18 protein-coding genes are annotated in these 20,098 nt (G+C 63.0%); 2 read left to right on the top strand and 16 right to left on the bottom strand.

Annotated features, from left to right (window positions below; translation table 11 throughout):
• The first annotated feature begins 3 nt into the window (after nucleotides 1–3).
• Both mltA and G8E03_RS02920 read left to right on the top strand, forming a co-directional pair.
• The gene (mltA, locus tag G8E03_RS02925; RefSeq protein ID WP_166188510.1) at nucleotides 4–1,044 is read left to right on the top strand and encodes a murein transglycosylase A; all 1,041 of its coding nucleotides are present in this window, start codon (nucleotides 4–6) and stop codon (nucleotides 1,042–1,044) included.
• 1 nt (nucleotide 1,045) lies between these two features.
• Nucleotides 1,046–1,642 carry a Smr/MutS family protein gene (locus tag G8E03_RS02920; protein ID WP_166188508.1) on the top strand — a complete coding sequence of 199 codons (597 nt, stop codon included), beginning with the start codon at nucleotides 1,046–1,048 and terminating at the stop codon, nucleotides 1,640–1,642.
• A gap of 46 nt (nucleotides 1,643–1,688) precedes the next feature.
• Here G8E03_RS02920 and G8E03_RS02915 read toward each other — a convergent pair whose 3' ends face one another.
• The 16 genes from G8E03_RS02915 to G8E03_RS02840 all read right to left on the bottom strand — a co-directional run bounded on the left by G8E03_RS02915 (nucleotide 1,689) and on the right by G8E03_RS02840 (nucleotide 20,049).
• A complete protein-coding gene (locus G8E03_RS02915) occupies nucleotides 1,689–2,633 on the bottom strand; it encodes a formylglycine-generating enzyme family protein (RefSeq protein ID WP_166188506.1) in 945 nt (314 codons plus the stop codon).
• A 153-nt stretch (nucleotides 2,634–2,786) separates the two neighbouring features.
• Nucleotides 2,787–4,331, bottom strand: a complete 1,545-nt coding sequence (locus tag G8E03_RS02910) for a sulfatase family protein (RefSeq protein ID WP_166188503.1) — start codon at nucleotides 4,329–4,331, stop codon at nucleotides 2,787–2,789.
• A gap of 63 nt (nucleotides 4,332–4,394) precedes the next feature.
• A complete protein-coding gene (locus G8E03_RS02905; protein ID WP_166188500.1) occupies nucleotides 4,395–5,351 on the bottom strand; it encodes an aliphatic sulfonate ABC transporter substrate-binding protein in 957 nt (318 codons plus the stop codon).
• Nucleotides 5,352–5,394: 43 nt separating this feature from the next.
• A complete protein-coding gene (locus G8E03_RS02900; protein WP_166188498.1) occupies nucleotides 5,395–6,171 on the bottom strand; it encodes an ABC transporter ATP-binding protein in 777 nt (258 codons plus the stop codon).
• 2 nt (nucleotides 6,172–6,173) lie between these two features.
• Nucleotides 6,174–6,968, bottom strand: coding sequence for an ABC transporter permease (locus G8E03_RS02895; RefSeq protein ID WP_166188496.1), 795 nt, complete (start codon nucleotides 6,966–6,968; stop codon nucleotides 6,174–6,176).
• A 16-nt stretch (nucleotides 6,969–6,984) separates the two neighbouring features.
• Nucleotides 6,985–8,127 (bottom strand): ROK family transcriptional regulator, encoded by a 1,143-nt coding sequence (locus tag G8E03_RS02890; RefSeq protein WP_166188494.1) that lies wholly within the window; start codon nucleotides 8,125–8,127, stop codon nucleotides 6,985–6,987.
• Nucleotides 8,128–8,441: 314 nt separating this feature from the next.
• Entirely contained in the window at nucleotides 8,442–9,974 is a 1,533-nt protein-coding gene (locus tag G8E03_RS02885; protein ID WP_166188492.1) for a catalase, read from the bottom strand.
• A gap of 91 nt (nucleotides 9,975–10,065) precedes the next feature.
• Complete coding sequence (locus tag G8E03_RS02880) at nucleotides 10,066–10,683, bottom strand: TetR/AcrR family transcriptional regulator (RefSeq protein ID WP_166188489.1); 618 nt, start codon at nucleotides 10,681–10,683, stop codon at nucleotides 10,066–10,068.
• A 3-nt stretch (nucleotides 10,684–10,686) separates the two neighbouring features.
• Entirely contained in the window at nucleotides 10,687–11,742 is a 1,056-nt protein-coding gene (locus tag G8E03_RS02875; protein WP_166188487.1) for a flavin monoamine oxidase family protein, read from the bottom strand.
• A gap of 106 nt (nucleotides 11,743–11,848) precedes the next feature.
• Nucleotides 11,849–12,517 carry a cupin domain-containing protein gene (locus G8E03_RS02870; protein WP_166188485.1) on the bottom strand — a complete coding sequence of 223 codons (669 nt, stop codon included), beginning with the start codon at nucleotides 12,515–12,517 and terminating at the stop codon, nucleotides 11,849–11,851.
• A 269-nt stretch (nucleotides 12,518–12,786) separates the two neighbouring features.
• The gene (locus G8E03_RS02865; protein ID WP_166188483.1) at nucleotides 12,787–14,127 is read right to left on the bottom strand and encodes a M16 family metallopeptidase; all 1,341 of its coding nucleotides are present in this window, start codon (nucleotides 14,125–14,127) and stop codon (nucleotides 12,787–12,789) included.
• Nucleotides 14,124–15,422, bottom strand: a complete 1,299-nt coding sequence (locus G8E03_RS02860; protein WP_240910403.1) for a M16 family metallopeptidase — start codon at nucleotides 15,420–15,422, stop codon at nucleotides 14,124–14,126. Before G8E03_RS02860 ends, G8E03_RS02865 begins: the two co-directional genes overlap by 4 nt.
• A gap of 118 nt (nucleotides 15,423–15,540) precedes the next feature.
• Complete coding sequence (locus G8E03_RS02855; protein WP_166188481.1) at nucleotides 15,541–16,101, bottom strand: DUF3035 domain-containing protein; 561 nt, start codon at nucleotides 16,099–16,101, stop codon at nucleotides 15,541–15,543.
• Nucleotides 16,102–16,133: 32 nt separating this feature from the next.
• Complete coding sequence (gene lspA, locus G8E03_RS02850; protein ID WP_347340508.1) at nucleotides 16,134–16,610, bottom strand: signal peptidase II; 477 nt, start codon at nucleotides 16,608–16,610, stop codon at nucleotides 16,134–16,136.
• Between the two features lie 120 nt (nucleotides 16,611–16,730).
• Nucleotides 16,731–18,320, bottom strand: coding sequence for a bifunctional phosphoribosylaminoimidazolecarboxamide formyltransferase/IMP cyclohydrolase (purH, locus tag G8E03_RS02845; protein WP_166188479.1), 1,590 nt, complete (start codon nucleotides 18,318–18,320; stop codon nucleotides 16,731–16,733).
• A 13-nt stretch (nucleotides 18,321–18,333) separates the two neighbouring features.
• On the bottom strand, nucleotides 18,334–20,049 hold the full coding sequence (locus G8E03_RS02840) for a heparinase II/III family protein (protein WP_166188476.1): 1,716 nt from the start codon (nucleotides 20,047–20,049) through the stop codon (nucleotides 18,334–18,336).
• Nucleotides 20,050–20,098: the final 49 nt, after the last annotated feature.

Genomic DNA, 20,098 nt, shown 5'->3' with positions numbered 1-20,098 from the left:
GGGATGGCGTACCGCTCCCTGCTCGGTGCGCTGTCGCTGTGCGTCTTCGGTGCCATTGGCGCATATGCGCAGAGCATGATTCCGGTGTCCTACGACACCCTGTCCGGTTGGCAGGCTGACGATCACGAGGCCGCGCTGGAGACATTTCTGCGCAGTTGCCGCCGCACGTCCACCGGCGATCTGGTGCCCGATGATCATTGGGAGGCCCTGTGCCGCGCCGGAGAGGCCGCTCTGGATGCCCGCACCTTTTTCGAAGCGGCATTCCAGCCGATCGTGATCGAGGATGGCGGCGATCCGCTGTTCACCGGCTATTACGAGCCGGAATTGCAAGCGAGCGCCACCCGGACCGATCGGTTCAACTATCCCCTGTATCGCCGCCCGCCCGAGGTCGCGACTTCGCGCAACCCCTGGCTGACCCGCGAACAGATCGAGGGCGGAGCCCTGCACGGGCGCGGGTTGGAGATCGCATGGCTCGACGATCCGGTCGATGCGTTCTTTTTGCATGTGCAGGGCTCGGGCCGTCTGTTGTTGCAGGATGGTTCCATCCTGCGGTTGGGCTTCGGCGGGCGGAACAATCATCCCTATCGGTCCGTCGGACGCTATATGGCGGATGAGGGTCTGCTGCCCCCGCACGGGGTGTCCGCACGGGGAATCAAGGCCTGGGTGCGCGAAAATGGCAGCGTGGGCCGTGCCGTGCTGAACGCAAATCCCAGTTACATCTTTTTCCGTGAGGTTCCGGGCCTGACCCGTCAGGATGGCCCGCAAGGTGCGATGGGCATTTCGCTGACCGCGATGCGCAGCGTGGCGGTGGACAATAGCTTCGTGCCGCTGGGTCTGCCCGTCTGGTTGGAGACAGAGACGAGCGATGGCCCGCTGAAACGCCTGATGATCGCGCAGGATGTCGGCGCGGCAGTCAAGGGGGCGCAACGTGCGGATATCTTCTTCGGCTCCGGCAGCGCGGCCTATGCCCGGGCGGGCCAGCAGCGCGGCGATGGACGGCTGGTCGTGCTGATGCCCCGCGCCATGCTCGACGACGGGTCCTGAGGTGCCGCGGCGGCGCAGAAAACTGACACAGAACGAGCAGGAGCTGTGGGCGCGGGTGGCCGAAAGCCTGACCCCGCAGGATCGGGATCGACCGCACTCGAACGGTGAGAAGCAGGTTCCATCGTCCCCCGAACGCCCCGATCCAGTCGAGCCGACATTCCGCGTTCCGCGCAGCCTGCGACCCGCCGGCCGTCCATCCAAGCCCGCCGCACGGTTCGAGGCCGCCCCGGCACCTGGGCGCGAAGCCCTTGCCATGGACCGGCGCGCGTTTGAGCGTATGGTGCGGGGCCGGACCAGACCGCAAGCGCGCATCGACCTGCACGGGATGACGGCGGCCCATGCCCACGATGCGCTGCGCGGCTTCATCCTGCGCGCCCATGGCAACGGAACACGGCTGGTTCTGGTCATCACGGGCAAGGGCAAGCGCGGCACCGACGATTCCATCATTCCCGAACGGCACGGCGTGCTGCGTCATCAGGTGCCGCAATGGCTGCGCCTGCCGCCGCTCAACGCGCTGGTCCTGCAAATCGCTCCAGCGCATCGCAGTCATGGCGGCGAGGGCGCATATTACGTCTACCTCAGACGTGCCCGTGGGTGAGATGTGGAGAGGGTTTCCAGCCCTTCGCACAGTGTAGCGTTGCGTATCAGCGTTGCGCTGCGGCACGAACATCCAGTGCGACCCTGAAACCGGCATTGCCGGTTGAGCTGTCGGCATCGTTTCGTGTGCGCGAATGCACGTGATAGCGATCGCAGTAACTTTCATGACACAAATAGGATCCGCCCCGTTGGATGCGCGCGTTGCCGTCCAAGATGCCGACAGGATCGCGCAGCGGGAACGGCCCCTTGGGCGCATGAGGGGTGTAGCTGTCGCGCGCCCATTCCCAGACATTGCCGCAGGTGTTGTACAAGCCGTAGCCGTTGGGCGCGAACGCCGTCACGGGCGCAGTGCCCAGATAGCCATCGCCCAAGGTATTTTCCGTCGGAAACCGGCCTTGCCAGATGTTCATGGCATGGCTGCCATTCGGCAACATGTCATTGCCCCACGGGAATTTCCTGTTCGCCAGACCGCCCCGTGCGGCGCATTCCCATTGCGCCTCCGTCGGCAGGTCGAGACCGGCCCAGGTGCAATAGGCAAGCGCGTCAAACCAGGCGACATGGACGACAGGATGATCTTCGCGCTCCGCAACATCGCTGCCCGGCCCCTCGGGCGCATACCAGCAGGCGCCATCGACCTTGCGCCACCAGGGTAGCCCCCTGGGGGTTTGGGGAAACCGCGAAGCATCGTCGAGAAGCAGGTGAAAAACGTAGGACCACCCCTCGATTTCCGCGACGGTGCGATATCCGGTGGTCTGTACGAAACGCGCGAACTCCGCATTTGTGCAGGCGGTGGCAGAGATGCGGAACGGGCTTAACCTGACCTTGCGCCGGGGGGCGTCGAAATCCTCGGAAAAGCGGGATCGACGTGCGCCCATATCGAAAAATCCGCCATCAAGCGCGATCAGCTTGTCGCGCAGCGCCATGCGCAGCTCCTGCGGTGCGGCAGGTACGGCCAGTGCCGCCTTCATGTAAGACGCGGTATCCGCCGACATTCCTGAATTCGTGCTGCAACAGCCTGTCACGATAGCCCCCGGATTATTTCGAGCGGCTCTTCATTTCCGATCCGCGCATGTAGTGAAGTTCGGGACGATACACGTGACGCCGTTTCCGGGCCAGCAGTCGTCTGAGATGGTGGAGCAGTCCTCTCATTCTGCCCCCCCGTTCAATCTGGCCAGCACGGTGGCGGTGTCATGGCGGGGTGTGTCGCCGATCTCGGCCATCTTCGCGTCCAGCCGGGACAGCATGTCGGCAAAGACCCCGGCATGCGCGGGATCGCGTGCCAGATTCTTCAACTCGTTCGGGTCCTCGTGACAGTCGAACAACTCCCACTCGGGCGGGGCATCGCCGTCGTTCGCACCTGCCTGCCCCAACCCCTCATTGTACCAGTAGATCAGCTTGTAGCGGTCCGACCGGACCCCGTAATGCGCATAGGCATTGTGGATATCATCCATGTTCATCCAGTAGCGGTGATAGGCCACGTCCTGCCACCCGTCACCGGCCTGACCCTCAAAAACCGGGCGCAGGCTGACGCCCTGCATATAGGTCGGGAGCGGCGCGCAGCCGTAATCGAGGAAGGTCGGCGCGAAATCCACATTGGTCGCGATCTCATCCGCGACCGTACCGGCGCGAATTCCCGCCGGATAGCGTATGAGGAACGGCATCTGCAGCGATTCCTCGTACATGAAACGCTTGTCGAACCAGCCATGTTCGCCAAGAAAGAAGCCCTGATCCGAGGTGTAGATCACGATCGTGTCTTCGGTCAGACCGTTCGTGTCGAGCCAGTCCAGCATCCGCCCGACATTGTCGTCGATGCAGGCGATGGTGCGCAGATAGCGTTTGATGTAGCGCTGGTATTTGAACAGGTCGAGCTGACGTTTGCTGTCGAAGGTATAGCGCTCGGCGGTCTTGCGGTCGATCAGCACCAGACCGGTGTGGTCGTGGGGCACCTTGCGCATGTCGGTGCCGGGCTTTTCCCTTTCGCCCACCTCGTCACCGCCTTCGGGCAACACGAGGCCCAGATCCTCATAGGTCAGGTCCTGCCGCACGCGCATCTTGGCGGCAGCAGCGGCGGCAGCGCGGTTCGCGTAATCGTCATCATAGGTTTCGGGGACGGGCAGATCGTCGGTATAAAGGCTGTCATAGCGCGGATGCGGCACGAAGGGGCGGTGCGGCGCCTTATGGTGGCACATCAGAAAAAACGGCTTGTCCGGGTCGCGGTGTTCCAGAAAATTCAGGCACTTGTCCGTGATGATGTCGGTGGCATAGCCCGGTTCGATTTTCGGTCCGTCCGGTCCGATCATCTCAGGGTCGAAGTAATCGCCCTGTCCGGGCAGAACCAACCATTCGTCGAAGCCGGTGGGCTGATGCGTCGGTCCCTCGCCCAGATGCCACTTTCCAAACATCGCCGTCTGATAGCCCGACGAGCGCAAGTGCTTGGCGACATTGGGCAGGCGGTTGTCCAGATGCGTGTCGAGTGTCGTGACCAGATTCACGTGGTTATGGGTGCCGGTCAGGATCGCCGCGCGCGATGGCGTGCAGATCGAATTGGTGACGTAGCAATGATCGAGGCGCATCCCCTCATCGGCCAGCCGGTCGATATTCGGGGTGTTGTTCAGCCCCGAACCATAGGCCGAGATCGCGTTGGCCGCGTGATCGTCGCACATGATGAACAGAATATTGGGCCGCGTCATGGGGTGCCTCGTCTCGTCTCGGGATGGTCGGGCCCGCCGCGCGGGCGGGTCCGGCCGTCTTTGTCATTCCGCGTAAAGATCGCCAAGATAGAATTCCGAAGCCGGAAGCGGATTTTCGATCTTTCCGAACTGGGCATACAGATCCGCCAGTGTTCCGAACCAGTTCGCGACCTGGCCACCACGGCTCAATTCCTCATATTCGGCACTGGTGGGCAGGCGGGCGAGCTGGCTCTCCGCCAGAAGCGGCGCTTCGGGAACGTTCAGGAATTCCGCGGTGATGGAGACAGACTGCTCCGGGTTTTCGACGCGGAAGTCGTTGGCCTCCTTGATGACGGCGATGACCTTGCGGATCACGTCTTCGTTGCCTGCCATATCGTCGCTGACGATGAACGAGGACGGAAAGGCGATCTCGGGGAAGAACTCCTCGTTCGAGGACAACTCGTTCAAATCGGGAACCCGCTGCCGGGCGACATCGACGAAAGGATACCAGATGCCCGCCGCGTCGATCTGACCCGAGGAGAAAGCAGTCACGACGGTTGACGGATCCATCGTCACCACGTCGATATCATCCAGGCTCATGCCCGCCTCAGCCAGCGCCAGCCGCAACAGCATGTCGCCAGAGGTGCCTTCGGGCACGCCGACCGTCTTGCCCTCAAGGTCTTCGATGCTGTCGATGCCGGGCTGGGCGATCACCCGGTCGGTATAGCCGAGCGCGTTGGGCGCGATCACCTTCGCCTGCCCCGAGGCTGGCAGCCACAGCGCCCCCGGTCCGATATAGGCGAAGTCGAGCGAGCCTGCGTTCAGTGCCTGAACCTGAATCGGACCGTTGGTGAACACCTTCAGGTCGGCATCGAGTCCATGCTTTTCCCACAGGTCCTGATCGGTCGCGATCGCCGCGATCGAGGTGCCGAAATAGTCCGCGATATAGCCCATGCGGATTTCGTCCAGATCCTGTGCGAATACTGGCGCGGCAAAAGCCAGTGCGGCAAAAGCCGCGAGGGTTGTACGTCTGGTAAGCATCTTGGGTCTCCTCCTTGTTGATTTTGGCTTGTTGATATCTTGGTCAGGCCGCCTCGGTGTCGCGGTGATAGACAGCGCGCCACACGCGATTGCGGATTTCTGCGAACTCGGGCGAGAGACGAACCTCGTCGTCGCGCGGAAATGGAAGATCGACGTCGATAATTTCCTGTAGACGTCCGGGATTGGCCGCCAGAACGATGACACGGTGGGCGATATAGACCGCCTCATCCACGTCATGGGTGATGAACATGACGGTGCGCTTGTCCTTGGACCACGTCTCCAGCAGCTGATTTTGAAGTTTCACCCGCGTCAGCGCGTCCAGCGCGCCGAAGGGTTCGTCCATCAACAGGACGGTGGGGTTCACCGCATAGGCCCTCGCGATGGCGCATCGCTGCTTCATGCCGCCCGACAGGGTCTTGGGATAGGAGTCCGCGAAATCGGCCAGCCCGACCAGCCCGAGGTAATGCATGGCACGTTGGCGGCGCTCGACCTTGCCCAGCTTTTGAAGTTTCAGCCCGAACTCGACATTTTCGCGGACTGTCATCCACGGAAACAAGGCGTATTGCTGAAAGATCACGCCCCGGTCCGGGCCCGGTCGGGACACCGGCTTGCCATCGACCAGAACTTCGCCCGAGGATTGCGAAATCAGGCCGGCGACCATGTTCATCGCCGTGGACTTGCCGCAGCCGGACGGGCCGACAACGGTCACGATCTCTCCGTCGTCGATGTCGAATGTCAGGTTCTTGATCGCGGTGAATGCATTCGCGCCCGCGCCGAACACCTTGGCGACGTTGCGAAAGGATATCTTTGCCTCGGCCATGGTCAGACCCTCTCCTGCCAATGTGTCAACCGCTCTTCGATGCGCACGACGACCCGGTCCATGATCAGACCCAGGATGCCGATGGCGACGAGGCTGACGAAAATGGTGGGCAGGTCGTAGTAGAGCTGCGCCTGCTGCATGCGAAATCCCAGCCCCGACTGCGCCGCGATCAGCTCCGCCGCGACCACGGTGGCCCAGGCCGAACCCAGACCGATGCGGAATCCCACCAGAATGAACGGGGTCGAGGCGGGGATGATCACGCGCGCGAAAATCGTGCCGTCGCTCGCCCCCAGCACGCGCGCCGCGTTGATATAGGTCTTGTCCACGCTGATGACCCCCTGGTAGGTCGAGACGACAGCCGACAGAAACGCCGCCAGGAAAATTACGAAGATCTTGGGCGTTTCATCTATCCCCATGGTCACGATGGCCAGCGGGATGATCGCCAGCGGCGGGATCACGCGAAAGAACTGGATCCACGGGTCGATGAGCGCGCGCGCGATGTTGTACCAGCCCATCAGAAAGCCGACCGGCACGGCGAGGATCGACCCCAGCGCAAAGCCGATCAGAACCCGGCGCAGCGAGGCATACATGTCCAGCCACAGTTGCCCGTCGATGCCCAGTTCGATCATCCGTGTCAGAACGGACCAGGGGGTCGGCAATTCCGAGAATCCGGCCACCGTTGCCAGCCACCACAGGCCGATCCCGCCGGCAAACGACAATGTGGCCCAGAACAGGTTTCCGGGTGCCCACCGTCTGTTTCCGGGTTCGGAGACTGCTATATCGCTGACGACACTCATCTGTTTCTCCGTCCGGTCAGGTCTGCGGGGCCAGTTGGGACATGGGCTGCGCAAATGCCGGTCCCCCGCTGTAAAAGAAGGACTCAAGCGCCACGCAGGCCGCGCCGCTCGCACCTGCCGGGCCGGGCAGGCTGGTGCGCCCGATCTTCAGCCGCTCGCGCTGCTGGGGCATGACCCGCGGCGCCAGATCGCGCCGCAGATCATTCAGGAACGCGTCCGGTGCGGTGTTCAAATCGCCCCCCAGAACAACCCTTTCCGGCCCAAGAAGTGTGACGGTGGTGGACAATGCCTGAAGCAAATATTCGTAGATCGTCGGCCAGTCATCCGTCCTCATCGCGGCGGCCACCAGATCGGGCCGTGCGATATCCGTATCGCCCACAACCTGCCGCAACGGTTGCTCGGAGAAATAGCGCTCCAGACAACCGTGCCCGCCGCAGCGGCATGATGGCCCGCCCGGATTGACGGCGACATGGCCGATTTCGACCGGCGAACAGCGTTCGCCCGGACCAGTCTGGGCAAACCCGGCACCCAGACCCTGTCCCAGGAAAAGGTGCAGGATGCTCTCGGCCTCACGCCCATCGCCATAGCGCGCCTCTGCCATCGCGATGGCGGTGGCGTTGTGCTCTATCACCACGGGCAGTCCCAGCAAGGACTCGAATGCCTGCGCGAATGCCACGTTCTTCCACCCGGCAAGGACGGAATGGATGTTGATCCGCTTCGTGTCATCGACGCTGCCCGGAACACCGACGCCGACGCCGAGGATCTTGAGATTCGTGGAACTTGCCTCCTGCATGACCTCGTTCGACAGGCGGACCGCCACGTCGATTATGCTTTCTATCGGATCGGTAAGGTCGAACCCGGCGGAGCGGACAGGACCGCCGTTCAGCATCAGGTCAAACAATGCAACCTGCGCCTGACCGGCCCCCAGATGGATGGCAAGCACCCGATAGGCATCAGGATTGAGCGACAGCGAAACAGGCGGGCGGCCCACCGAATGCCCTTGCAGCGCATATTCCCCGACCAGACCGGCGGCATGCAGCTGTGCGGTGATCTTGGTGACACCCGCCGAGGAGATTCTGGTCTGCCGGGCCAGCTCCGCCCGTGAGAGCGGGCCGGCATCACGCAAGCGTGTCAGTATTTCACCCGTCCCGTTTCTCACGCTGCATTTCCTCCTATATATTTACTTAGTAAGGAAACTAATAAGAGCGTTCGGAATAAGTCAACCCCGTCGCGAACAGCGCCCTTGAGATCCGGCGGAATCACAGACGATCCTGACCCCCATACGGGGAGTCTGCATGGCCGAGCGTAAAATTCAGGGGAATGGTCGCGGAGCCAGATGCTGCCGGGATCGGGGGGATTTCGGGTTTTGCTGGAACGTCATGCCGATTCGGCACGTCTGCTTGCACCCCGATATGCCTGTATTCGCGTGGAGTGCAGCAGCGGAGCCATTTGGCCCCGCTGCCGCGATAGCGTTTATTCAGCGGCGTGTCTGGCGCGGATGCTTTCGGCAGATGCAAGTCCGGGTGCGTCGGACGCCCCGTCCAGCTTCTCACGAACCATGGCCTCGACCTTGTCACCGGTTTCGCGATCTACGTTCCGCCAGTATTCAAAGGCGCGCTGAAGCACCTTCTCGCTGACTCCGTCGCACAAGTGCCCGGCGATGTTCGAGACCAGACGGTCGCGCGCGGCGTCGTCCATCACGTTGCGGACCAGATTTCCGGCCTGGCTCCAATCGTCGTCATCCTGGCGCAGGGTATAGGCCTGGCGGACCATGTCACCATCCGTATGCCACAGACCGGCCTCGGGGCCGGGTTCGGGCTGGGCCGAGGGGCCACCATATGAATTCGGCGCATAGACCGGATCGGAGGCAAGCTCGGTGCGTCCGGCCCCGTCCTTGGAATAGCTGTGAACGGGGGATTGCGGCTTGTTCACCGGAATCTGCTTGTAGTTCACACCCAACCGCGCCCGGTGCGCGTCGGCATAGGAAAAGCCACGCGCCAGCAACATCTTGTCCGGCGACAGGCCGACACCCGGCACCATGTTGTTCGGCTCGAATGCGAGCTGTTCGATCTGGGTATGGAAATCGGTCGGGTTGCGGTTCAGCGTCAGCTTTCCAACCTCGATCAGCGGATAATCCGCGTGCGGCCATACCTTGGTCAGATCGAACGGGTTCAGATGATAGGTCTTGGCATCCTCATAGGGCATGATCTGCCACTTGAGCGTCCAGCTGGGGTGATTTCCCTCCTGAATCGCGTTGAACAGATCGCGGCGGTGGAAATCCCCATCGGCCCCGGCCAGATTGTCGGCCTCCTCCTGGCTGAGATAGGCGTTGCCGTCGCCTTGGTCCGTATGGAAATGGAACTTGACCCAGAACTTCTCCCCCTCGGCATTCACCAGGGAATAGGTGTGGCTGGAATAGCCGTTCATTTCGCGCCAGGTTTTCGGAATCCCCCGGTCGCCCATGAGATAGGTGACCTGATGGGCGCTTTCGGGCGACAATGTCCAGAAATCCCACTGCATGTCATGATCGCGCATGTTGTTGTCCGCACGGCGTTTCTGACTGCGGATGAAGTGCTGGAACTTGAGCGGATCGCGCACGAAGAAGATGGGCGTGTTGTTTCCGACCATGTCGAAATTGCCGTCTTCTGTATACATCTTGACCGAGAAGCCGCGCGGGTCGCGCCAGGTGTCCGGGCTGCCACGCTCACCTGCTACGGTCGAGAAGCGCATCGCCACATCGCATTTCGCGCCGAGTTGGAAAATCTTGGCCTTGGTATAGCGGGAGACGTCCTGCGTGGTCTCAAACGTTCCGAAACCGCCGCTGCCCTTCGCGTGCGGCTGACGCTCGGGAATGCGTTCCCGGTTGAAGTTCGCCATTTGCTCCAGAAGGTAGTGATCGTGCAGGACAATCGGGCCATCCGGTCCGATCGTAAGCGAGTGTTCATCGCTTTGGACACGGATGCCGGCATCCGTGGTGGTGTTTGGATCATCCTTGGGATGTGTCATGTGTTTCTCCGAAATTGAATTGTGTCATAATGCAGAAGACGGCGGATCTGGCGGCCCCATCCCTATAAAACTGTGCCCATTGCCCGGGTCTTCAACCGTTTTGACGGATGGTAAGATCGCGTTGCTGCCTCATCCTGCCGGTAAGCACCGCGACAGCCTCATCAAATCTGGCGGGGTTGTTCTCCGCCCGCGCGCAAAGCTGCGCACCTTCCAGAACGGCGAGAGTGGCCGGTGCCTCCGCCTCCGGATCGGTGACGCTGGCGATGGTGCCGTCCGATTGACCCAACGCATATGTCGCCGCGATCCATGTGCGCATCATCCGGCGAAAGCCCGCGATCCGGTCTATGACATCAGCCGACAGATGTTCACGGCTGATCGAGAAGGCAACGCACAGGCAAACGCGTTCGCCCGCGCCATGTGCCTGTCGGTAGCGGTCGATCAGGGCGATCATGCGGGCACTGCCTGTTGCGTGGCTGGCATCTATTTGCGCGCATATCTCTTCGAAATTCTCGTGATATCGCTGCATCAAAGCCGCCGAAAGGTCCGCCTTGCTGGGGAAGTGATAGTGGATGCTGGCCGTGCGGATACCCACGTCCCTTGCCAGATCGGCGTAGCTGAATCCGTCAAACCCCCGGCTGCGCGCGGCATGTTCGGCGGAATCGAGCAGCTCAGCCCTGCGATCCTTTGAGGCGGATGGTCTGTCGGTCATTCTTCAACTTTCCTTCAACCTGCTTAGTGAAATTTCCGCCGCTTCCAGGGCACCTTCGAGATAGCCACCGAACCGATGGCCGGTCTCCGTTCCGCTCAGGATCAGGCGATCGTTCCAGAGACCCTTCATCGCAGAGGGTAATCCGTAGTGAGGATGGGCCATGGGTGGCTGTTGATCGGCTATGGTCGCGGTGTGGGGGTCGAACGCCCAATCCTTGATGTGCAGGGCGATCGGATCGGCGGCTTTCGGTCCGAAGATGCGCCCGAGCTGTGCCAGAACCGCAGCGTTCAGCTGTGACGCGTTCCGACGGTGCGCACTGGGAATCCCTATGAAGCCGAACAGTGCATATGCGCCACCATCGCGGGGCGATGCGTCGTGTATTTCGACCATCGGGCCGCGACGGCTCATCGCATCGCCGGAATACCCCTCATGCCTCCAGAACGCGGTTTCATAGACGGCGACGGCCTTTGCCTGACCGGCCATCCATGTCGCGCAGGATGACATCGCGGTCACAGCTGTATCGGGAAGCGGCGGCACCATCGCGATTTCGGCCGCAATGCGCGGCGGAAGTGCGAGAACAACGCGTTTGGCCGACACCGGATCGCCCGTTGCAAACTGCGCCACGATTTTGTCGCCCGTATCGGTCAGGCGCGTCAGCTGGCTGTTCAATCGCAGACGGGGTTCAGGAAGCTGTACGGCAAGGGCATCGGTCAGTGAGGTCAGACCACCGCGCAGCCGGTACGACCCCTGCATGGAGGCATAGCCGCGTCCGCGCTGGACCTGACCGGACTCGTCCTCATAGCTCAGATCACCCTCGAAATACTGATCGAACCGCTCCAGGCCGAGTTCCTGAACCAGCGCTGCCATGCGGGGTTGCCCCGGCCAGAACCATGCCGGCCCCATGTCGAACCGCGCGCCCGCAACCTCGACAGTGGAAATCCGGCCGCCGGTCCGATCCCGGGCCTCTACCAGTAGGTACTTCTGACCCTCAGCTTCGAGCATCCGGGCAAGCGCCAGCCCGCTAAGGCCAGCGCCCACGATCAAAATGTCGGTTTCCATCCAGAGTCCTTCTTTGTCCGGTGCAGGTTCACCCCTGACGCCCAGATCGCTTTTTGGATCGGCTGATTGCCGATAAATCGATTGCACCAAGCCGGATCAGTTTCCGTTATGCCGCAGGCGGCGTGGCGAAGGGCAGGTGGCCTGTTTTCATCCAGACCTTCGCCCCATCGGGACCGGCCTCAACCTTGAGAGGGTCCCCCTCCGGCAGGCGCAGCCACGATCCCTTGCGCAACTCTTCACCGCCTTGAATCATCGTGCCGTCGATCATCAACAGTTCGATCCCGCCGGCGTCGGACACGTGCCAATGTGCACCGGCATCCAGATGCGCATATCTGACAGTCTCACGTGGGTCGCTGTGCAGTTCCGCCACGGCCACGCCGTCCTGCGCATCGCCCAGTTCTGCCGCCATGTCCTTGCGGAACTGGTTGCGGTCATCCATGTCGAATTGCCACAGCTTGACGAAGATCGTGCAACCCTGCTCAGACCCTGGGGTATGGCTGGTCGTGGGCGGATTGCGCACATAGGTTCCGGCTGGGAAGTCACCGTGTTCGTCCTGAAAAACACCGTCCAGCACGATGAACTCCTCGCCGCCCGAATGGGTATGCGCGGAAAACTGACTGTCGGGTGCATAGCGCACGATGGTCGTGGCGCGGGCAACTTCGCCGCCGATGCGATCCAGCATCCGTCGGTCAACGCCGGGCATGGGGGAAGCCTGCCACTCCACCTCGTCGGAGTGGACAAGCACACGTTCGGAAAAATCAGCGTTCAGTTCCATGAAATGAGTCCTTTCCGGGCATAACCCGTGATAATTTGCCTACCTTGTACTAGGTAGATTTTTCGTTACGAAGGAAAAGGGCGTCGTGAGCGCGTTCTGATCACGGAACCGTGTACAACCACGTTCCGCACAGAGCCCGCCGGGATGGAAATCGCGGATGATGGGAGATTGGCGAACTCGTGAAGGACGGGCGCTACGCGCGGAATCTCTCACAGGGCAAAACCGCCCCTGATCGAGGTCCGCCGGATCGGGATGGTGCCTATGCGTTTTTATCTTAGAAGCGCATCCTGCTGCGCAGGGTCGGATACGGTGTCGAGCCCTTGCGGCTGGCCCACCACGATGAAGGTCAGGTGTTCCGGTTGCAGCAAACGCTCCGCGACGCGGGCGATATCCTCGACGGTGATCGCCTCGATCATCGCGTTCCGTTCGTGGGTGTAGTCGATGCCCAGCTCCGCCTCCTGCACACCGGCGAGGATATCCGCGATCTTGGCATTGGTATCGAAACGCAGAGGATAGGCGCCGGTCAGGAAGCGTTTCGCCTGCTCCAGCTCTTCCTCGCTCACACCTTCGCGTGCCATCCGGGCCCATTCGATGCGGACCAGTTCCAATGCCTCCGCAATCGTTTCGTTCGCTGAGGCGACCGAGCCGAGGTAAAGCGGGCCATGATCCAGTGACGTCAGAAAGGTCGAAATGCCGTAGGTCAGGCCGCGTTTCTCACGCACCTCCTCCGTCAATCGGGAGGTGAACCCCCCGCCGCCCAGAATGTGGTTCATCACATAGGCCGCCATGAAATCCGGGTCGTCGCGCTCAATCCCGGCATGACCGAACAAAGCGCGGCTTTGCCCACCCGGCAGGTCGATCGTGTGCACGCCGCCGCGAAGCTGATCGGCCGCATATTGGGGCAGGGCCGTGTCGGATGTGGGCAGCCCGACCATCACCCGGTCCACCATTTCCGAGGCCTCATCGCTGGTCACGTCACCGACGATGGCGATGAAGGCCCGGTCGCGCGCAATGGCGGCGCGGTGGATGCGGCGCAGATCCGCCACGCTCATCGCGGCAATACTCTCGGGCGTGCCATCGGTCGGTCGGCTATAGGGGTGATCGGGGAAGGCGTGTGCGAACAGGGTGTGACTGGCAAGTTCGCCCGGATCGCTCTGGTTCGAGCGGATGATGGACATCATCTGCCCCCGAACACGTTCCACCGCGTCGTCATCGAATCGCGGTTCGTGCAGGGCAATGCGCACCAGATCCACGACTTCGGCCCGCACCTCGCGCAGCATGGTGGCCGATACGGACAGCGTGTCGCGCCCCACGTCGAAACCGATACGCGCGGCGACTTCCTCACTGGCGGCGGCATAGGCGAGCGCATCCATATCCCCCGCCCCCTCGTTGAGCAGCCCGGTCATCATGGTGGCCGCGCCAGGCCTGTCGTCAGGGTCCAGTGCGGTGCCACCGCGAAACAGGATCTTCATGCTGACGATGGGGATCGAGGGTTCCTGTGATAACCAGAAAGTGATGCCAGCCGGGGTTACGACCTGCTCGATTTCCGTCTGCGCGGCGGCGCTCTGGTGGATCAGCGCCAAAAGAGCGGCAAGAGCATAGCGTATCATTGGACAGCCTCCGGTTCGGGGGTTCCGCGCAACTGTGCGGTGACGGATTGGCGCAGGTCCAGCACCTGTTGCGCCACACGCATGATATCCTCCGCCGTGACGGTATCCAGCACAGCGGGCCAGGCATCGACATCCTCGACCGTCAGACCGGAGGTCAGCGCAGCGCCATAGGCACGGGCCAACCCCTCCTGACTGTCGCGGGCGAAGATCTCGGAGGCGCGGACCTGTACCTTGATGCGGTCGAGATGCGCCGCATCCGGGCCGGTCTGCATGAAATCGGCCATCGCGGCATCCAGCGCCGCCTCGGCCTGTTTCAGATCGACGCCATCCGCGGGCACCGCGTACAGACCGAAGCTGGTCTGGTCCAGACTGGTGCCACTATAAAACGCCCCGGCGGACACCGCGATACCCGCATCCACCACCAGTGCGCGATAAAGCACCGAGGTCGGCCCCCCGCCCAGAAGTTCAGCCAGAATCGTCAGAGCGGCGGCATCCTGCTGCGCCCCGGCATTCCGCTCAGGCGCCAGATAGCTGCGGATGACATAGGGTTGCTGCACACGCGGATCGGCATAAACCAGCCTGCGCGGGGCCACCGCCACAGGTTCCTGGGGGCGAATACGCTCGGGTATCGCGTCCGACGGGGGCAGGTCACCGAAATATTCCTCCGCCAGGGGCACCACCTCCTGCAAAGTCACGTCGCCGGCGACGATCAGGATGGCGTTGTTCGGGGCGTAGTAGCGGGCATAGAAATCCAGCGCGTCCTGACGGGTCAGGGTGGACATCTCATGTTCCCACCCGATGATGGGCGTGCCGTAGGGGTGGTTTAGGTACAGGGCCGCATCGCGTTGTTCGGCCATGATGGCGGAGGGGTTGGATGCGACCCGGCTGCGCCGTTCCTCCAGAATCACGTCCCGTTCGGGCACCCAGACGGCCTCCGAGATAATCAGATCCGTCATGCGATCCGCCTCCATCCGCATGACCAGTGGCAACCGGTCCGCGGCAATCCGCTGGTAATATCCGGTGTAGTCATAGGAGGTGAAGGCGTTGTCCTGTCCACCATTGGCGGACACGATCTGACTGAACTGCCCTTCGGGAATCTCGTCGGTTCCCTTGAACATCAAATGTTCGAGATAATGCGCAATTCCGGATTTTCCGGGCGGTTCATCCGCCGATCCGATGCGATACCACACCATGTTCGTCACGACAGGGGCGCGGTGATCGGGAATCACCACGATCTCCAGCCCATTGTCCAACCGGTGGGTTTCGACCTGCGACCACGCTGTGGATGGGATCAAGGACAACAACAGGCCTATCAGGCCTATGAGCCGGGAAGTCAGGGTCAATGTGCACGCTCCGCTGAATCATCTGCGTATCAGCGTAGCGTGCTTAGCCGTACGAGCAAGCGGGGTGTCGTTACTGAGGTGTGCTCAACGGGGCGTTCGGCGTTACCACATCGGGATATGTCCGACGCAGGCGCACCAGTTCGACAATCGGATCAAGCTGCTGATCGCGATAGGGATTGCCGATATTCGAGAAGGCGCGTGTCAGAATACCCGGATCCTTGCCTTCGAGGGTGCGCTGATGGTCCTGCTCGATCAGGGTGCGGATATCCGCAGGCGTATCCGTCGCGCCCAGACTGGCCAGAAGCTGCCGCTCCCCACTGCCCTGAGCACCGCCCGCTGCACGCGTTCCGCCACCCAGCGCTGCTGCGACCAGGGCGTCAGGCTGCGGATCGACCCGGCTGGGCGCACCGGGGCGCGGCGCAGGCAGGGAGCCAAGCTGATCCGGAATGTCCAGCGGACCACGTTCGACCACCAGAAACGGATCGGGTCCGCCCTGCTCGACCTGAACACGTTCCAGCAGACTGCGCTGTTCATCCAGATCATCGCCGCAGGCGCTGAGCGTGAAAATCGCGCCGAGCGCGAGCCCGGTGGCGATGGCCCGGATCGGGGCGGAAGGAAATGTCGTCTTCATGGTCTCTCCCATACGCAATTCGGGTGGCTGCGTCACGCGTCGTCTTTCGTGCGGCCGCTCAACACGATGAGCATGGCCGCCCCGGCGAAGATGAAGATATCTGCCACGTTAAAGGTATATGGATTGCGAAAGCCACAGCAACTCATGTTCAGGTAATCCGCCACGGCACCGTATTGCACCCGGTCCCAGACATTGCCGAGCGCCCCCCCGACCACCAATCCTGCCCCAAGGTGAAGCCACAGACCACGCTGCGCACGCGCCCACCAGACGATCCATACGCAGACCACGAGGGCCAGCACCGTCAGGCCCCAGCGGGTCCATTCCTCATGTCCGGCGAACAGGCCGAAATTGACCCCCTTGTTCCAGCCCATGGCGAAGTTCAGATAGGGATCGAACACCTCGATATAGTGCCGTTCCTTCAGGTTCGCCCATTCGACGATCCAGACCTTCGACAAACGGTCGAGGCCAAAGGCCACAAGGGCGGACAGCACGATACGCATCAGCGGCATGAGGGCTCCGGAAACTGTTGAGGGCACAGGATGCGTGCCACGTGCGATGTTTTCAAGCGATTGCCCCGCCGGAAGTCCCCGGCAGGGATATTGTGGTGACCCGGGTGCCGGGTCGCGGTGCTAGTGGCGGAAGTGGCGCATTCCGGTGAACACCATCGACAGGCCCGCCTCGTCCGCGGCGGCGATGACTTCCTCGTCCCGCATCGACCCGCCCGGTTGAATGACAGAGGTGGCCCCGGCCTCGGCCGCGGCAAGCAGGCCGTCCGCGAAGGGGAAGAACGCGTCGGAGGCCACGACGGATCCCTGCGTCAACGGGGCGGACAGACCCAGTGCCTCGGCCATATCGATGCTCTTGCGCGCGGCGATGCGCGAGGAATCCACGCGGCTCATCTGCCCCGCGCCGACGCCGACGGTCGCGCCTTCCCTGGCATAGACGATGGCGTTGGATTTCACGTGCTTTGCCACCCGCCACGCGAACAGCATGTCGGCTAGCTCCGCCTGCGATGGCTGGCGCTTGGTGACGACCTTCAGGTCGTTCATGTCCAGTCGGCCATTGTCACGGTCCTGCACCAACCAGCCGCCGGCGACCTGTTTCCAGGTGCGGCCTGCCATGGCGGGATCGGGCAGACCGTCGGTCAGAAGCAGGCGAAGGTTCTTTTTCGCGGCGAAGATGCGCCGGGCGTCGTCATCCGCGCCCGGTGCAATGACGACCTCGGTGAAGATGTTGCTGATCGCCTCCGCCGTGGGGCCGTCCAGCGGCTGGTTCAGCGCGACGATGCCGCCGAAGGCGGAGGTGCGGTCGCAATCGTAGGCGCGCGCGTAAGCCTCGGCCATGGTATCGCCGGTCGCGACGCCGCAGGGATTGGCGTGCTTGATGATCGCGACGGTGGGCCTGTCGGCGTCGAACTCGGCCACCAGCTCCACCGCGGCATCGGTATCGTTGATGTTGTTGTAGCTCAGCTCCTTGCCCTGAAGCTGTCGTGCGCTGGCCACGCCGGGGCGGGGATCGCCGGTGACGTAGAACGCCGCGGACTGGTGCGGGTTTTCGCCGTAGCGCAAGGTTTGGCGCAAGGTGCCGCCGGTGCTGCGCCGTTCCGGCACGGCATCACCGATTGCGTCGGCCATCCACGCCGATACAGCCGTATCGTAGGAGGCGGTGCGCGCATAGGCCCGCGCCGCCATCGCCTGACGGAACGCGCGTGAGGTCGCGCCGCCGTTTGCCTCCAGCTCCGCGACCAGATCCTCATAGGTCTCACTGTCGACGATCACGGTCACGTCGCCGTGGTTCTTGGCCGCTGCGCGGATCATCGCGGGGCCGCCGATGTCGATATTCTCGATGCAGGTGTCATAGTCGCCGCCTGCCGCCACCGTCGCCTCGAACGGGTAGAGGTTGACGACCAGCAGGTCGATTGCGGCGATGTCGTGCTGCTCCATCGCGGCGACATGCGCGGGGTTGGCGCGTTGGGCCAGCAGGCCACCATGCACACCGGGGTGCAGCGTCTTGACCCGACCGTCCATCATTTCGGGAAAGGAGGTCAGTTCCGATACGTCCCGCACCGCCAGCCCTGCATCGCGCAGCGCCGCCGCCGTGCCTCCGGTCGATACCAGCTCGACCCCCATCGCGGCGAGGGCCTGGCCAAGGCCCAGAAGCCCGGTCTTGTCGGAAACGGAGAGCAATGCGCGCCGGATCGGGGCGAGATCTGTGGTCATGAAAAGCAGCCTCTTATTGGTCGGTCTCGTAATCGCGGACGGCGTGCCTGCGGTCCCCCGCGCGGCCCACAACCCAATTGATGCGGCTCGCATAATCCATCGCGGCGACGGAGACCACGATTTGTTGCGTCAGGCGCGGGTTCAAACGCCGCTGATCCAGATATGTCGAAGGTTCCAGCGCCAGATCTCCACCCGACTGGCGAAAGATCCAGACCTCGCCCGAGCGTAGGGACAGGCTGACGGCATCACCCCCCAGATCCAGTGAGGCCTCGACCTCAGGATGCAGATGAAACCGGGCGCACCATGTGACCACACCGGATTCGCGCATCCGGGCGAACCGGGCCTGTCCCCTGCTGGATTGGGCGCTCAACGTATCCTCGCCGCGCAGTTCGGCCCCGTCGGGGGTCATGAACAGGCGGCGTTCGTGGAACAGGCCATGGCTGGCGGTGTAGCCGTCATGGCTGGCCAGCGCCCAATGCCCGCTGGCATCCACCGCCCGTTCCAGTGCCACCTGTTTCGGCCCATCGACCAACGCTTCGGTATCGGGTCGGCCAAAGACGCGCATCGGCACGAACCGCGCCATGGAGGCACCCGCGACCTCAACCGTGGAATGGGCGTGGGTTTCGCGGGCATGATGCCGCCAGTCCGCCCCGAACGCATCGCCCGCCCCCTGGTTCACGATCACCGGGCGCCGGCCCGCCGACATTTCGAAGGCGAGGGTTCCCGCATGTGCCCGCAGACCGGCATCCCCCTCGGGCGGGGCGGCGGCATCCATGATGACAGTGGTGCGTCCCGCGGACAGGCGGGTATATCCCATCATCGTCTTGCCACGGGTGGCGGAGCGGTTGCCGCTGTCGGCCAGCGCCTGATCGAGCTGACCCTCCCCGCCACGCCCGCCACCGTTGAAGCGGGCCAGCGCCCCGTCGCCCAGCTGCAATCCGCGCAGGGTCGGTGCGATCAGGGCGATGGCGTTCTGCTGCGCCGCATCGGTGGGCTGCCCCGCATCGCGCTGGGCGTGATCCGCCCAGACCAACAGGGTAAACAGCTTGAGCAATTCCTCGGGGTTGCGACTGCGCACCGCGCCATCCTCACCCAGCGCCTCGCAGGATTTGGCCAGACCGCGGCGTGCGCCCTTCAGCAACCCTTCGGCTCCCTCCAGCGACAGCGCGGCATAGAGCAGACCGGTCAGCGCCTCCACCCGGGGCAAGCCCTGCGCCGCGTCGGGCCAGGCGTGGGCCAGATAGTTGGTCTGCCGGCCGAGGCTCTTGAAGAACTTGTGGGACACCCGGCTTTCACGCCCCTTCAGAACGAAGGGCGCGTGGCTGATCCAGCGGATCAGGCGCCGCCCGGCCAGATCGGGATACCAGCCCGGCCCGCGCGCCGCGCCGTAGCGATCAATCCATTGCCACAGCCAGTCCTGCGCCAGACTGCGCGCCGCCGGATCGCCCGCCGCGGCCAGATCGTCCAGCCACTCGAACCCGTGCAGGGCGAAGGTGAACGCATCGGAGGGTTGCTCGATATCCCAGATCGAGGTGTGCGGAGCCTCCACCAACTCACCGTTGAACAGGAAGTTTCCCGATTGCAGTTGCCGCGCCCGGGCCACCGTGCCGATGGCGCGGGGTTCGGGTTGGGTCGTGATCGCCGTGACCTTGCCCCCCAGCGCGGAGCGCCACGCCTGAATACGGTTGTCGGCGCTGCGCGCGCGGCTGCTGAAGTTTGATTTGGCCATGCCGGTCGGGAACTCTCGCTTTTCGCGACTTTATCCACAGGGTGAGGGG

The organism is Pontivivens nitratireducens (assembly GCF_011290545.1).
In the GTDB taxonomy this organism is placed as follows: domain Bacteria; phylum Pseudomonadota; class Alphaproteobacteria; order Rhodobacterales; family Rhodobacteraceae; genus Pontivivens; species Pontivivens nitratireducens.
The sequence above is the reverse complement of the archived record's forward strand: the minus strand, read 5'-3'. Positions and strand labels throughout refer to the sequence as shown.

What these genes read in the sequence shown, in the direction of transcription:
- G8E03_RS02840 (WP_166188476.1), bottom strand. Translation starts at nt 20,049, where the DNA reads ATGGCCAAATCAAACTTCAGCAGCCGCGCGCGCAGCGCCGACAACCGT.
- purH (WP_166188479.1), bottom strand. Translation starts at nt 18,320, where the DNA reads ATGACCACAGATCTCGCCCCGATCCGGCGCGCATTGCTCTCCGTTTCC.
- lspA (WP_347340508.1), bottom strand. Translation starts at nt 16,610, where the DNA reads ATGCCGCTGATGCGTATCGTGCTGTCCGCCCTTGTGGCCTTTGGCCTC.
- mltA (WP_166188510.1), top strand. Translation starts at nt 4, where the DNA reads ATGGCGTACCGCTCCCTGCTCGGTGCGCTGTCGCTGTGCGTCTTCGGT.
- G8E03_RS02910 (WP_166188503.1), bottom strand. Translation starts at nt 4,331, where the DNA reads ATGACGCGGCCCAATATTCTGTTCATCATGTGCGACGATCACGCGGCC.
- G8E03_RS02900 (WP_166188498.1), bottom strand. Translation starts at nt 6,171, where the DNA reads ATGGCCGAGGCAAAGATATCCTTTCGCAACGTCGCCAAGGTGTTCGGC.
- G8E03_RS02870 (WP_166188485.1), bottom strand. Translation starts at nt 12,517, where the DNA reads ATGGAACTGAACGCTGATTTTTCCGAACGTGTGCTTGTCCACTCCGAC.
- G8E03_RS02885 (WP_166188492.1), bottom strand. Translation starts at nt 9,974, where the DNA reads ATGACACATCCCAAGGATGATCCAAACACCACCACGGATGCCGGCATC.
- G8E03_RS02905 (WP_166188500.1), bottom strand. Translation starts at nt 5,351, where the DNA reads ATGCTTACCAGACGTACAACCCTCGCGGCTTTTGCCGCACTGGCTTTT.
- G8E03_RS02880 (WP_166188489.1), bottom strand. Translation starts at nt 10,683, where the DNA reads ATGACCGACAGACCATCCGCCTCAAAGGATCGCAGGGCTGAGCTGCTC.
- G8E03_RS02855 (WP_166188481.1), bottom strand. Translation starts at nt 16,101, where the DNA reads ATGAAGACGACATTTCCTTCCGCCCCGATCCGGGCCATCGCCACCGGG.
- G8E03_RS02895 (WP_166188496.1), bottom strand. Translation starts at nt 6,968, where the DNA reads ATGAGTGTCGTCAGCGATATAGCAGTCTCCGAACCCGGAAACAGACGG.
- G8E03_RS02875 (WP_166188487.1), bottom strand. Translation starts at nt 11,742, where the DNA reads ATGGAAACCGACATTTTGATCGTGGGCGCTGGCCTTAGCGGGCTGGCG.
- G8E03_RS02915 (WP_166188506.1), bottom strand. Translation starts at nt 2,633, where the DNA reads ATGTCGGCGGATACCGCGTCTTACATGAAGGCGGCACTGGCCGTACCT.
- G8E03_RS02865 (WP_166188483.1), bottom strand. Translation starts at nt 14,127, where the DNA reads ATGATACGCTATGCTCTTGCCGCTCTTTTGGCGCTGATCCACCAGAGC.